Annotated in this window: 16 protein-coding genes; 15 read left to right on the plus strand and 1 reads right to left on the minus strand. The window is 61.6% G+C overall.

The genetic code is table 11. From position 1 onward, the window contains the following. From HY17_RS04315 to HY17_RS04325, 3 genes are all read left to right on the plus strand, one after another. Positions 1 to 567: an NUDIX hydrolase gene (locus HY17_RS04315; protein WP_051599686.1), complete on the plus strand. Its 567-nt coding sequence runs from the start codon at positions 1 to 3 to the stop codon at positions 565 to 567. 17 nt (positions 568 to 584) lie between these two features. Further along, positions 585 to 1,004, plus strand: a complete 420-nt coding sequence (locus HY17_RS04320) for a DUF1330 domain-containing protein (protein ID WP_034763031.1) — start codon at positions 585 to 587, stop codon at positions 1,002 to 1,004. A gap of 477 nt (positions 1,005 to 1,481) precedes the next feature. After that, positions 1,482 to 3,248, plus strand: coding sequence for a carboxylesterase family protein (locus HY17_RS04325; protein WP_081812971.1), 1,767 nt, complete (start codon positions 1,482 to 1,484; stop codon positions 3,246 to 3,248). Here the strand turns inward: HY17_RS04325 and HY17_RS04330 are convergent. Further along, complete coding sequence (locus tag HY17_RS04330) at positions 3,234 to 3,701, minus strand: GAF domain-containing protein (RefSeq protein ID WP_034763037.1); 468 nt, start codon at positions 3,699 to 3,701, stop codon at positions 3,234 to 3,236. The genes HY17_RS04325 and HY17_RS04330 overlap by 15 nt on opposite strands. A gap of 146 nt (positions 3,702 to 3,847) precedes the next feature. On the opposite strand from HY17_RS04330, the gene HY17_RS19190 reads away from it, so the two are divergent. The 12 genes from HY17_RS19190 to HY17_RS04390 form a co-directional block, all read left to right on the plus strand. Next, positions 3,848 to 4,675 (plus strand): hypothetical protein, encoded by an 828-nt coding sequence (locus HY17_RS19190; protein WP_155843522.1) that lies wholly within the window; start codon positions 3,848 to 3,850, stop codon positions 4,673 to 4,675. Then, positions 4,672 to 5,898 (plus strand): DUF4350 domain-containing protein, encoded by a 1,227-nt coding sequence (locus HY17_RS19195; protein WP_051599688.1) that lies wholly within the window; start codon positions 4,672 to 4,674, stop codon positions 5,896 to 5,898. Before HY17_RS19190 ends, HY17_RS19195 begins: the two co-directional genes overlap by 4 nt. Next, positions 5,885 to 6,841: a MoxR family ATPase gene (locus HY17_RS04345; RefSeq protein WP_034763038.1), complete on the plus strand. Its 957-nt coding sequence runs from the start codon at positions 5,885 to 5,887 to the stop codon at positions 6,839 to 6,841. The genes HY17_RS19195 and HY17_RS04345 overlap by 14 nt, the downstream gene beginning before the upstream one ends. After that, positions 6,838 to 8,151 carry a DUF58 domain-containing protein gene (locus HY17_RS04350; RefSeq protein WP_034763040.1) on the plus strand — a complete coding sequence of 438 codons (1,314 nt, stop codon included), beginning with the start codon at positions 6,838 to 6,840 and terminating at the stop codon, positions 8,149 to 8,151. Before HY17_RS04345 ends, HY17_RS04350 begins: the two co-directional genes overlap by 4 nt. A gap of 5 nt (positions 8,152 to 8,156) precedes the next feature. After that, on the plus strand, positions 8,157 to 9,149 hold the full coding sequence (locus tag HY17_RS04355; RefSeq protein WP_034763042.1) for a stage II sporulation protein M: 993 nt from the start codon (positions 8,157 to 8,159) through the stop codon (positions 9,147 to 9,149). Continuing rightward, complete coding sequence (locus HY17_RS04360; RefSeq protein ID WP_233348634.1) at positions 9,146 to 10,087, plus strand: RDD family protein; 942 nt, start codon at positions 9,146 to 9,148, stop codon at positions 10,085 to 10,087. The genes HY17_RS04355 and HY17_RS04360 overlap by 4 nt, the downstream gene beginning before the upstream one ends. A gap of 52 nt (positions 10,088 to 10,139) precedes the next feature. Next, positions 10,140 to 10,517, plus strand: a complete 378-nt coding sequence (locus HY17_RS04365) for a hypothetical protein (protein WP_034763045.1) — start codon at positions 10,140 to 10,142, stop codon at positions 10,515 to 10,517. A 462-nt stretch (positions 10,518 to 10,979) separates the two neighbouring features. Beyond that, entirely contained in the window at positions 10,980 to 12,386 is a 1,407-nt protein-coding gene (gene atpD, locus HY17_RS04370) for a F0F1 ATP synthase subunit beta (RefSeq protein ID WP_034763048.1), read from the plus strand. After that, positions 12,386 to 12,826, plus strand: a complete 441-nt coding sequence (locus HY17_RS04375; protein ID WP_034763051.1) for a F0F1 ATP synthase subunit epsilon — start codon at positions 12,386 to 12,388, stop codon at positions 12,824 to 12,826. Before atpD ends, HY17_RS04375 begins: the two co-directional genes overlap by 1 nt. Then, complete coding sequence (locus HY17_RS04380; protein ID WP_034763054.1) at positions 12,823 to 13,098, plus strand: AtpZ/AtpI family protein; 276 nt, start codon at positions 12,823 to 12,825, stop codon at positions 13,096 to 13,098. Before HY17_RS04375 ends, HY17_RS04380 begins: the two co-directional genes overlap by 4 nt. Beyond that, positions 13,095 to 13,364 (plus strand): hypothetical protein, encoded by a 270-nt coding sequence (locus HY17_RS04385; RefSeq protein ID WP_139068806.1) that lies wholly within the window; start codon positions 13,095 to 13,097, stop codon positions 13,362 to 13,364. Before HY17_RS04380 ends, HY17_RS04385 begins: the two co-directional genes overlap by 4 nt. Further along, positions 13,361 to 13,661 (plus strand): F0F1 ATP synthase subunit A (locus HY17_RS04390; protein WP_034763059.1); only part of this gene is annotated, 301 nt, incomplete at its 3' end. The genes HY17_RS04385 and HY17_RS04390, both read left to right, overlap by 4 nt.

Below are 13,661 nucleotides of genomic sequence, written 5' to 3' on the forward strand. Positions count from 1 at the left end.
ATGAAGCCCTGGACAATTCTTTCCTCAAAACAGGTCATGCGAGACCGCTTCATGGGATTGCGGACCGACCGGTGTGTCCGTGAGGATGGACACATCGTTGAGGCGTATCATGTGACGGAGCTGACAGACTGGGTCACCGTCATTCCACTCACCGATGCTGGCAATATCGTTCTCATCCGGGAATACCGGCATGCCGCAGGCGTATTCACGCTCGGCCTGCCCGGTGGCGTCTCCGATCCGGGGGAGCTGGACTGGCCAGCCGTCGGCGCCCGGGAATTACAGGAAGAAACTGGCTACTCCGCCAGGGAACTGCACCATGTTGGCACCTGCTACCCCAACCCGGCGACACAGAATAACCGGCTGCACTACTATCTCGCCCTGGGCTGCCAAATGACCAGTTCGCAATCACTGGACCCCAATGAGGAGATAGAAGTTCTGGAAATGCCGTATGCTGATTTCCTGAACTATGGCGCCCTGGAAGTTCAGCACGCTTTGCACGCAGCGGCCCTCTTTTACGCCGAACGCTTTCTGACGCGTCACCCAGCGCTGCACCCGCACCAGAAATAGCAACAGGAGGACAAAGGATGCCCGCTTTCCAGCCCACCGCAGACCAGTTCCGCGCGTTTCGTGACGACCCCCATGACGGCCCCATTGCGCAGGTGAATATCCTCAAGTTCCGCGTGAAGGCGGAATACCAGCCAGACGATCCGGAATCTGGAAAAGACGAGCCCGGCAGCGTCGCCTATCAACGCTATGCCGACGCCTTTGGCATAGCCGCAGCGGAAGTCGGCGGCCGGTGCCTGCTGATGGGCGAGGTCGAACGCTACTTCATCGGCAATGGCGACTGGGATGCCGTCATGGTGATGTTCTTTCCGGACCGCAAAGCCTTCATCGCAACCCTCAATCACCCTGACTACAAATCAATGGCACGTCATCGGGAGGCAGGTCTGTTGTGCCAGGAATTGCTGACAACACGCCCGGCCCGCGCCGAAGGGGTCCTGTAAGGCTGTCCTTCAACTCACCTGACAATTGCACGCTCCCCCCCGGTTTCGCCTGTGGCTTGAGGGATTATCGGGAATCCTGGTTCTCAGCGGATCTGCGCCTGTTATTCGGTCAGTCGAGCCACAAAGTCCTGCAGCGCAATCATTCATAACGCTGAAAAAGAGATTTTGGCGCGACCGCTTATAATCATCTTGATGATACCCCGTGAGGATCGAGAATTTTATTCAATTACTTCAATGATATAAAAAAGCGGTTCCGCGTTTCCAAATTCGCGACGGCGCGCATTGCGCCTTTTCCCACAGACCACGCCAGCACCCCTGAAACACGAGCCTGCGTCTCGGTATTTTCGCCCGAGAGGCGATCTTGTGTCCTTGTTAACACGGCGGTTGGATTCTCATGGTTAAACAAAGGGACAACTCGGTGACACCCCTATCTGGTCTGGTATAGTGATTGCACGATGCGGGGGTCGGGTAGATTGCATGAAACGCCTTAGTATCATTCTGTTTTTTCTGCTGGTCGCAGCAGGTGTATGGGGGTGGTTCCAACTGACCGCCCCGGCAAAACCGCTGGCGTTGGCTGAGCCTCTACGGATTAACCAAGGGTTGGTTCTCGGCGGCATTGATCCCGGCAATTCCGATATTCGGGTCTACAACGGCATCCCCTATGCGTCTGCGCGCCGCTGGGCGGCACCCGGTGCGCCACCTCAATGGGGCGCGATGCCACGTGACGTGCGGACCTACGGCGCGGAATGCCTTCAAGCCCGAAAAGGCATGAACGGTTTCGTCAACGGCATTATTGATGGTGCCGGGCTGCCCTGGTGGAAGCGTTTTGCTGCCAAGAAGTATATGGCGGCCATGCCTGCCCCGGCCGAAGCCGAAGACTGCCTCTTCATCAATGTCCGGACTTCTAATGTCGGAGGTGAAGCGCTGCTGCCGGTCATGGTCTGGATCCATGGTGGCGGCCATCAGGCCGGAGCCGGCTCCTCGGAAATCTACCAGGCCAATGCCCTGGTCGAGAATGGCGTTGTGCTCGTCACATTCAATTACCGGCTTGGCCCATTCGGTTATCTGGCCCACCCCGCCTTGACCGAAGAAGCCGGTACGTCTGGCAATTACGGCCTGATGGATCAGGCCGCGGCCCTCCGCTGGGTACGGGACAACATCCGCTCTTTCGGGGGCGACCCAGACAATGTCACCATTTTTGGCGAAAGCGCCGGCGCCCAGTCCATCAGTGAGCTGATGGCAACCCCCATGGCGGACGGGCTCTATCACAAAGCCATCCTCGAAAGCGGGACGAGCAGCTACAACGCCAACTATCTCGACAAGGCCCCTCTGCCCGGATCGCGAAGCATGGAGTCTGTCGGCGAAGAATTCCTCAGCGCCTTCGTCGGCAAGGCGGCAACCGCTGCAGAACTGCGTTCCATCCCCGCCGCATCGATCGTCACTCGGGCGGAACAGCGCGTGGATCTCGTCGGCTACTTCGTTCCGAACGTCGATGGAAAACTCCTGCCGGATACGATCGGCGCCACGATCCGTTCTGGCGAAGCCCCCAAAGTTCCCATTCTCGCAGGCTACAATGCCGATGAAGGCAGCCTTTTTTACGACGGCTTCCAGTCCCCCACTGTTCTGACCCACAACATTACGGGTTCCCTGGAAGAACGCGAGCAGCATCTGGCTGAAGTCTTCGGTGAAAATCCGGCAAAGGCCCTCCAGGCACTCTACGGAATGGACCAGCTGGCCACCTGGGACGAAGGCGCGGCCGACATGCTCGGCGATGACATGTTCGGCGTACACATGCGCTTTGTCGGCAAGGCAAACGCCATATCCGGGCATCCAACCTGGATGTATTTCTTCACCCGCGCGACGCCCACTCGCGGCCAGTCGATCGGCGCCTATCACGGTTCTGAAATCCCGTTCGTCTTTGGGTCGTCTTCCCCCCTGCTGCCCATGTCCGACAAGGACGAGAAGCTGGCCGAAACGATGCAGACCTATTGGACCAATTTTGCCCGCAACGGTGATCCCAATGGTCCGGGCCTGCCGGAATGGCCGGCTTATGAGCTGAACTCGGATGAGTGGCAGGTACTGGATCATGAAATCCTGACGGTTGCCGGGGTCCGCGCCCGCAAGCTGGATATTCTCGAAGAGCACCTGATCGACCGAATTGATGCGGTCACCCGGGCCACCTCGCCACAGGCACCGTACGAAGCCACCCTGATGACGACCGTGCCGAAATCAGGCGACGAGTAGGATCTCGCAAATTGCCGTCAGGCCATCGCGGTCGATTTCATCAAAGGCATCCGGCTCAGTCGAGTCGACATCCAATACAGCTGCGAGCTGCCCCTCCGCGTCGAATACCGGCACAACGATCTCGGAATTTGTCGCGGAATCACATGCAATGTGTCCCGGGAAGGCATGCACGTCCGGCACGATGATCGGCTCCTGCGTCGCGGCCACATGACCGCAAACGCCTTTGCCGAAAGGTATCCGCAGGCAGCCAAGCGTTCCCTGGTACGGACCGACCACGAGCTCACGCTCTTTCAGGGGATCGACGACATAGAATCCGGTCCAGAAATAGCGCGGCCGGAAGGCCTGGGCCAGGATACAGCTCGCGGTCGCATAGCGAGCCGTGACCGAGGTTTCCCCGGCAACCACGCTCTCAATTTCCGCTTTCAGGTCGCGATAAACCGCCGCCTTGTCCATGGTCTGCCTCATCTCTGCCTTGGCTGCGCTATATCGGTTGGCCAGACCGGCTTCGCAATAGGGCGTTGAAGCCAGCTGCGACCTCTGAAATAGTCGGTCGGTCGAGGCAGGCGGTCCCGCCGCCAGCAGAGGAGTATCCGGTGCGGTTGAGGTTGAGGACAGGAACTGCCCTTGCGCTCGCCTGCCTGCTCGCCGGACCCATTTGCGCAAGCGCCGCAAACGCACAGGAAACAGGCGATGCGAATGCACCGCATGCCGGCCCGATCGTCGTGCCCCCATCCATTGACGCCGACCCTGTGCTGGACGACGAATTCGCCTACAAAGCTGAAGACTGGCGGCCGCAGACTGACCTCGATGCCCTGGACCGGGCCCATGCCGACTATCTCAATCGCCGCGACATGCAGCTGGAACGTCCGGAGTGGGAAGCTGAGCCAATTGCCCCTCCAGACCCTCCACCGCAATGGCTGAAATGGCTGGGCGATTTGCTCGGCAATCTGTCACCTTTATTCCAATTCATGTTCTACGCCGTCATTGCGGCGGTTGTGCTGGGTTTTTTGTACTTCGTGTTCGGCGAAGCGATCCGCGTCCGCTTTGGCAAGCGCGGAGAAGGCAGAGTGGATGAGGGCGACGATATCCTGATCGACGTGCGCCCCGATGCGGGCATGGCACGCGGCCTGCTCGAAGAAGCCGACGCGCTGGCACGCGCCGGCAAGTTCGCTGAGGCCGTTCACCTGCTCCTCTTCCGCTCCATCGAGGATATCCAGACCCGCCTCGAAGGCGGCGTGCCGAAATCGCTCACAGCCCGAGAGATCGGCGGTCTGCAACACTTGCCGGAACGCGCGAAAAGCGGCCTCGGCCCGATCATCCGGATCGTCGAGCGGAGCTTCTTCGGCGGACGCCCTGTGGATTCAGAAGGATGGCAGGAAGCGCGTGCTTCCTATGAAGACTTCGCGTTCGGTGAGGGTTGGGCATGACCGAGACCTCGCAATCCTCTGCCGCACCGTTTGCGGCCCGCACGGTTGCCATCCTGATTGCGGTGGCAGTCTTCTCCTTCGGGGCCATTATGGTGCTCGCCGGCTGGTCGCCGGAACTGCGTGATCGCGACCGGGCGGGGGACCACCCCTTCTCCACCTCCGCCATCGGATACAATGGCATCATCCAGCTACTGGAAGCGCAGGGCTACCCTGTTGAGATCTCCCGCTTCAAAAGCAATCTAGATGGGCATTACGGCCTGATGGTCCTCACGCTCTCCACACGCGGCATGGGCAAGTCTCTGGAGGAGTATGAGCTCCAACCAGATACGCTGATCGTCCTGCCCAAATGGTCAGGCATGGTCGACTGGACCAATCCGTCCCGCATGAAAGATACCGACCTTGCAAACAAAAGCTCGATCGCCAGCGTGCTTGACGCATTGGGGATCGAGGCCGAAGTCATACGGACTGATGTGCCCGGCCGCATCGCGACACCTTTCGGACAAACGGCAATCAAACCGGATCTGCAGCTCCAGCTGCTCCAGTCAGAGAAGCTGACGCCCATCATTCGCACCGGTGAAGGTGCCCTCCTGTCCCAGCTTCCCGGCCGGGATATCTACATTCTTGCCGACCCCGACCTGATAAACACGTTCGGTTTGGCGGAACGTGAGAATGCCCGTCTCGCGATGCAGATGATCAACATGATGCGCTATAGCGAAGATGAGCCGATCATCTTTGACGCGACGCTGCATGGTTTTACACGGTCTGAAAACCTGCTGCAGATGATGTTCGACATCCCCTTCCTGGGAGTCACACTTGTCGCCCTGGCCGCTGCGCTCTTGCTCGGCTGGGCAGCCACGATCCGATTCGGCCCGCCAGCCCGCGAGACCCGCGCGATTGCCCTGGGGAAGCAAGCACTCGCGGATAACTCGGCTGGTCTGGTGTCCATGGCACGCCGCGAAACACGAATGGCGCCAGGATACCTTTCCCTCATCCGCCGCCGCCTTGCAAAACAAATCGGCGCACCGCGGAAGCTCACCGAGGCGCAGCTTTCTGAATTGTTCGACCGTCTTGGGCCGGAAGATGTTTCCGGCAAGACCTTTTCACAGATTGAAGCCGGTTTGCGCGGCCCCGCCGCCAACCGGGAAGACTTGATGCACAAGGCCCGCGACCTCTGGCGCTGGCGCCGCGATATTCTCAGGAGATCCATGAATGACCCCAGCTGACATCCGCGATCTGGCCACACGAATCCGCGGCGAAGTCCGAAAAGCCGTCATAGGCCAGGACGTGACAGTCGACCTGCTCCTGACGGCGCTGTTCTCGTCTGGCCATGTCCTTCTGGAAGGGCCACCCGGGACGGCCAAGACGCTTCTGGCGCAGTGCTTCGCGCGCTCCATTTCTCTGGAGTTCGGCCGTATCCAGTTCACGCCGGACCTCATGCCCGGAGATGTTCTGGGCACGAACCTGTTCAACTTCCAGACCAACGAATTCACGCTCACCAAAGGTCCGATCTTCACCGATCTGTTGCTTGCAGACGAGATTAACCGGACCCCGCCGAAGACCCAGGCCGCGCTGCTGGAAGCGATGCAGGAGCGGAAAGTCACCATCGATGGCGATGCCTATCAGCTGAATGACCGCTTCATGGTGATTGCGACCCAAAACCCGATCGAGCAGCAAGGCACCTACCCGCTGCCAGAGGCCCAGCTGGACCGTTTCCTTTTCAAGCATACGCTCGACTACCCCTCCCGCGAGGAAGAATTCGCAATCGTCGCCCAGCACGGCACCCGGACCGGCATGAAAACTCCCGCCGCCTTCGGGATTGAACCCGTTATTTCTCACGAGGAACTCGACGCCGCTGTCACCTCCGTGTCCGCAACAAAAATTCAGGACGATGTGATCGGCTATGTTGTCGACATCGTACGCGCGACACGCACCTCGCCTGCGCTGGAGACCGGCGCCAGCCCCCGCGCCGCAGCTGCGCTCGCCACCGCTGCCCGCGCCCGCGCAGCGCTCGATGGGCGTGACTTTGTCATTCCAGATGACGTCAAATCGCTTGCCCTGCCGACGCTGCGCCATCGCGTCCTGCTCTCGCCTGCCGCAGAAATCGAAGGCCGCACCACGGAAGAAACCCTGATGGCCATTATCGAACAGACGGCGGCGCCCCGGTGATTTCCCCGACCGCTCGCGCTATCTTCCTGATGTTGCTCGGCCTGCCGCTGATGGTCGGCATCGCCCTGCTGCGTCCGGACCTCTGGACCCTTTCGGCAGGATGGATTGCGCTGATCGGCGGTCTGATGGTTCTCGATGCGATGATTGGACCGGCGCTTCGCGCTTTCGAAACCGATATCGAGGCTCCGCCCATTCTCTATGCCGGCGATAGCGATCCGCTTCCGGTCACCTTCCGCTTCACACGAGGCAGCCTCCCCGCACGACTGGAGGTGCAACTGGAGACAAGCGAACTGCTTGAAGACGTTCCCACGCGTGGCCTTCGCGGCTGGGAGGGGAATGAACGCCGCTACCAATTCACGCTTACACCTCTTCGCCGTGGCACAGCGAAACTGCTTCGCCTTTGGTGCCGCTGGCAGGGACCGCTGGGCCTCATCCAGAAGCGGCATATTCGCGACCTTGGTACAGAAATCGTCGTCACGCCCAATATCCGCTGGGTGAAGGATGAGGCCGTGCGCCTGTTCTCCCGCGACGCCGAATTCGGCATCAAGACACAGATCGAGCGCGGCGACGGCAGCGAGTTCGACGCCCTGCGCGAGTTCGCCGCCGGCATGGACCGCCGGGCCATCGACTGGAAACACTCCGCCCGCCACCGTCACCTACTAGCGAAGGAATTCCGCACCGAGCGCAACCACAATATCGTCTTCGCCTTCGATACCGGCCGCCTGATGAGCGAACCGCTGGGCGGCGTGCCGAAGATCGACCGGGCCATCAATGCGGGCCTCCTTCTCTCATATGTCTCGCTGCGCAATGGCGACCGGACGATGTATTTCGGCTTCGATGCGAAGCCCGGGCTTGCCAGCGGTTTCCAGTCCGGTTCCCGGAGTTTTCCGCGCATGCAGAGCCTTGCCGCCCGGCTCGACTATTCGGCTGAGGAATCCAACTACACACTCGCACTCTCCACCCTGGCCAGCCAGCTGGAACGGCGCAGCCTGATCATCATCTTCTCTGACTTCGTCGACACCATCTCCGCTGAGCTGATGCTGGAAAATGTCCGCCGGCTGACCGACCGGCATCTGGTCCTGTTCGCAACTTTCGAAGACGAAGCGCTCTCCTCCATGGCGGATGCGCCGCCGGAAACGACCGAGGATGTCTCCCGCGCCGTGATCGCAGGCAATCTCCTGTCCGAGCGCGATGTCGTTCTGCGGCGGCTGCAGCGGATGGGCGTGCAGATCATCGAGACCCGGCCGGAACACTTCGGCGGCGCCCTGCTCTCCCGGTACCTTGAGATCAAGAGGAGGGACATGCTTTGAGCGACATGCTGAAGTCCTACCGCTTCCGCGAAGAGCGGGAGTCCGACTGGCGCAAGCTGGACCTGATCCTCACCCGCGCCGAAAATTCCGGCGTGAAAGCGCTGTCGGATGAAGACATGATGACGCTGCCGCATCTCTATCGGCAAGCCGTCTCGTCCCTTTCGGTCGCCCGCTCCATTTCGCTGGACCAGAATGTCATCACCTATCTGGAAGGCCTCTGCACGCGGGCCTATTTCTATGTCTACGGCGCACGCACCTCCCTTGGCGAGCGGATGGCGCAATTCATTCGCGCCGACTGGCCGGAAGCCGTGCGCGGGGCGGTGCTCTCCACAATTCTCGCGGCCCTCTTCCTGTTCGGCGGCGCAGCGCTCGCCTTCTTCCTCTGCCTGCAGGACATGGACTGGTACTGGACCATTCATGGCCACAGCTTCGGCGAGATCCGCACACCGGACGCGACCGTGGAACAGCTGCGCTCCACAATCTACACTGAACCTGGCGAGATCGGACAGGACCGGCTGACCGCCTTTGCCGGCTTCCTGTTCAACAACAATGCGCAAATTGCGCTCTTTGCCTTTGCACTCGGTTTTGCGTTCGGCATCCCGACGGCGTGGCTGCTTGTCTGGAACGGGATCATTCTGGGATCCATGTATGCGGTCTTCTGGGACAAGGGCCTTGGCTATGAGTTCACCGGCTGGCTGCTGATCCATGGGGTCACGGAATTGTTTGCCATCGTGCTTGCAGGCGCAGGCGGTTTCGTCGTCGGCGGCGCGGTCGCATTCCCGGGGCGAATGTCCCGCCTGACATCTGCGAGGCAGTCCGGACAGAAAGCGGCGACCATTGCGATGGGCTGCGTGATCATGCTGATCATCGCCGCAATTCTGGAAAGCTTCGGACGGCAACTGATCAATTCCGATACGATCCGCTACGCCATCGCCGGTACGACGCTGGTGTTCTGGCTGCTCTATTTCTACCTTCCCCGGCAGAGGCCAGGCACATGACAGCCCAGGCAGCCACACCTGTAAAGCAGATGGAAATCGAAGCCGCCCGCCGGCGCCGGGCGCGCATGGCGGAGGCACAACGCCTCAACAAGATGACACGGGAACTGGTCACCCCGGAAGGCGCAAAGTTACACCTGAAGCTCGCCACAGCAGCAGAGCGGGCCGGCGCCTTTGCGATGGATGTGGCCATCCAGTGGGCCATCGTGATCGGCACTTTGCTCGGCCTTTCCTATGGCGCTGCGTCCATGGGCATCCAGAATGTGAACATCGCATTCGCCTTCTGGCTGGTGTTCTATTTCTTCATCCGCAACTTCTATTACATCTTCTTCGAGATCGGCCGGAAGGCCGCCACGCCCGGCAAGCGCGCCCTGGGCCTTCGGGTGGCTTCCCGCGATGGTGGACGGCTGACGGCCAATGCGGTGCTGGCCCGTAATTTCACGCGGGAAATCGAAGTCGGCCTGCCGATCCAGTTCCTGCTGATGGGCGGCGACCAGCTGGGCGCCTGGATGGCCGTCTTCGGCCTGCTCTGGTCCGGCGTGTTCCTGTTCTTCCCGGTCTTCAACAAGGACAAGCTGCGCGTCGGTGACCTGATCGCCGGCACCTGGGTGATCAAGGCGCCGAAAGTGAAACTGATGGGCGACATTGCGCAGGTCACCGTCACCGCCCCGCGCACAAACATGTTCGCCTTCACGCCGGAACAGGCAGACGCCTATGGCATTCACGAACTCCACGTTCTGGAAGATGTGCTGCGCCAGTCGACCGGCGATATCAAGCAGCAGGTCGCCGAACGAATCCGCACCAAGATCGGGTGGGTCGCCCAGCCCGGCGAGACCGACATCGCCTTCCTCGAAGCCTATTACGCGGCCCTGCGCCGCCGGCTGGAACAGCGCATGCTGATGGGCGACCGGAAAGCCGACAAGTTCGACGTGCGGCGATAGAGCCAGCACGTTCGCCGGGAAACGCCTCGGCGTTCCGGCAGGTTCCTGGTTGATGGTGAGGTCGGCTCGTGTCGGGCTCCGGCCATGCCTTCAACGCTTCGATCAGCTGAACGGTGAGCCCACCCGAGATGAGGGCCACGGCGCGGTGCATGGCGTGGGTCTTTGCAATGGGAACGATGTAGGGTTTCGGCTCGCCTGCCGCCTTCTGGCGCTGCAGCGTACGGGCGAGGCATTTGGCCCGACGCTCGGCGCCCTGAAGCGCTTCGAGCATGGCCTGCCAGCGATCAATCAGGGGGGCGAGCACAGGCCCGCGCATTGGCACGATGATGGGCCCATGCAGGAAGTCCGGCGCTTTGCCAGCCTTCGTCGGCACGAGCGAGCACGTATACTTGCTCTGCGCGTCACCTTCGCTCTTCTCAAAATAGTTTGAGCCGAGGCGCGGCTTAACCGGCGCGAGCTGCACATGCATTGCCATCAGGAAGATCAGACGGCGGAGCAGAGTGCCGAGCCGTTTCAGCTCACCGAGGCAGCGGCGCTTCACCGTCTTCGAAACCGTCTCCGGCACCTCGCGTAGCCCGGCCTTCAGGCCCGCTTCCGCAATGGCGCGCCCGATCGTTTGCCAGGCATGAGAGAAGAAATCGGTGAGGTCCGTCATGCCGGGAAGGCTGGATTGGGCACCTATGCCGGGAATTGAAGCCCCCTGTTTGCGCGTAACCTGCAGGCACAACGGGCGTACTGTGGGTGGATCGAACCCAATCTGCCCCTCACCCTGCGGCGCTTTGACTATCCCATTGCGGCAGAACTTCGACCTGCTATTCTTCGTGTCGCAGACGCAGACCAAGTCAGATGTTCTGCCGTGTCATCTGGCCTGAGCAGGAAGCGGGAGGGTGTATTGCCTGACCAAGTGGCAAGGGTCACAGCCGTTCGAGGACCGGTGATAGACTTTGTCTGCGAAGGCGAGCTGCCGGCGATCAATGATGCCGTGATCGTTGATCCGGATAAGTCTGCTGTCGTTTGCGAAGTCCAGGCGCACCTGGATACCCAGCATTTCCGCGCCATCGCGCTGCAACCAACACAGGGCCTCTCCCGGCTCATGAGCGCGCGGATGACCGGCGCCCCCATCACCGTACCGGTCGGGGACGACGTGCTGGGGCGGCTGTTGAATGTTGTCGGCGACATCGGGGATGGCGGCCCGCCCTTGCCGGGCGGCACGCCGCGCCGATCCATCCACCAGCCCGCTCCGCCGCTTTCCCGGCAAGGCGCAGAGGTGAAGCTATTCTCAACCGGCATCAAGGTGCTCGACCTTCTGGCCCCGCTCGCACAGGGCGGCAAGGCGGCGCTGTTCGGCGGCGCCGGGGTCGGCAAGACCGTGCTGGTCACCGAACTGATCCATGCAATGGTGAAGGACTATGACGGCGTGTCCGTCTTTGCAGGCGTCGGGGAACGCTCGCGCGAGGGACATGAGATGCTTCACGACATGACGAATTACGGCGTGCTGGACCGCACCATTCTCGTCTATGGACAGATGAACGAGCCGCCGGGCGCGCGCTGGCGGGTGCCGCTGACCGCGATGACGATTGCAGAACATGTGCGCGACCAGGACCAGCGCAATGTCCTGCTGATGATGGACAATGTCTTCCGCTTCGTTCAGGCGGGCGCCGAAGTCTCCGGCCTCTTGGGGCGCATGCCGTCCCGGGTGGGATACCAGCCGACGCTGGCGACGGAAGTGGCAGACCTGCAGGAACGCATCACCTCCTCCAGCCGCGCTGCCGTGACCGCAATCGAAGCCGTCTATGTTCCGGCGGATGACTTCACCGACCCGGCCATTGCCGCGATCAGCACCCATATGGACAGCATGGTCATGCTGTCACGCGACCTCGCCGCGGAAGGCATCTATCCGGCGATTGACCCTTTGCGAACAACTTCCACCTTGCTCGACCCACTGATCGTGGGTGAGGAGCATGTCCGTACGGCGACGGAAGTCCGTAAACTGATTGAGCATTACAGTGAGATGCGGGATGTGATCGCCCTGCTTGGCGTGGAGGAACTCAGCCGCGACGAACAGCTGCTGGTCGGCCGTGCGCGCAGGCTGCAGCGTTTCCTGACACAGCCCTTCTTCGTGGCCGCCGCCTTTACTGGAATGGAAGGCCGCAGCGTTCCAACGGAAGACACGATTGCCGGGTGCCGCGCCATCCTGTCCGGCGAATGCGACGACTGGGAGGAAAGCTCGCTCTACATGATCGGGTCTCTGGACGAGGCCCGGTCCAACGAAAATGCGCGGCGGAAGAAGGCGTCGTGATGGAAACGCTGAAACTCACCGTCACAACACCGCTGCAGATCATCCTGCAGGAAGATGCGGTCATATCCTTGCGGGCAGAAGATGCGAGCGGGGATTTCGGCATCCGGCCGGGCCACACGGATTTCCTGACCGTGATCGATGCCGGCGTCATGCGGTGGCGCACGGCGGAGGCGCCATGGCGTTATTGTGCCCTCAGGGGCGGCATCTTCAGCGTGACGGGCGGAAGCGAAGTGCGGATCGCCTGCCGGGAGGCCATCGTCAGCGAAGATCTCGCCTCCCTCCAGGCGCGCGTCTCTGCCGCGCGGAAGGAGGCGCTGGACGAATCCCGCCGGGCCCGGGCGCAGGGTGTGAAACTCTATGCGCACGCCGTGCGCCGCCTGATGCATGAACTCGCCGCCGGGGGTGACACGCTGGGGTTGCAGCCGGATGCCGACAAATGAGTGAAGAGAGCGACCGCACCGAAGAAGCCGCCCGCCGCGCGGACGCGCTGGACAAGGCTGGCAAAGCGGATCCCGAACCGTCTCTTGCCCGACGGTTCGCGACTATCGGCGCACTTGGATGGATCATCGTTGTCCCTATCCTGACTGGGCTGTTCATTGGGCACTGGCTCGACAAGTGGCTGCACACGGGCATCACCATGGCCGCCGCGCTGCTGATGGCCGGTGCAGCCCTGGGCTTTGTGCTGGCGTGGCGCTGGATAGAGGAACAATGATGCCGGACGCGGGCACAATCATACTCGCCCTGCTGGCCGGATTGGCCGGGATCGGGATCGGCTGGCTGCATTTCTACAGCCTCGAACGGATTGCGGAAATGATTGTCGCAGGCCGCCTCTCCGCCATCGGCCTGCAGCTTGCCCGGATCGTGCTGCTGATCGGCATCCTGTGGCTGTTCGCGCAGGCTGGCGCGCTGGTGCTGCTGGCCGGGGCGGCTGGTGTGCTGGCCGGCCGGATGATCGTCATCAGGGGAGCCCGGCGATGAACGCATCTCCATTCAATGTCGAGACGGCCTTCATGCTCGGCCCGCTCGCCATTACGTGGCCGGTGGTCGTGACCTGGGGCATCATGGCGGTCCTCACGATCGCCTCCTTCCTGATGACCCGCCGCCTGACGCTGAAGCCCGGCCGGGCACAGGCCGTGCTGGAACTGATCGTCAGCACACTCGACAGTGAGATCCGCGCGACCGTGGAAGGCGACCCTGCCCGCTTCCGGCCGCTGATCGGGACGCTCCTGATCTTCATCCTTGCCGCCAACTGGACATCGCTCGTCCCCGGCGTCG

The sequence above is a fragment of the Hyphomonas sp. CY54-11-8 genome, assembly GCF_000682735.1.
Taxonomy (GTDB): Bacteria; Pseudomonadota; Alphaproteobacteria; order Caulobacterales; family Hyphomonadaceae; genus Hyphomonas.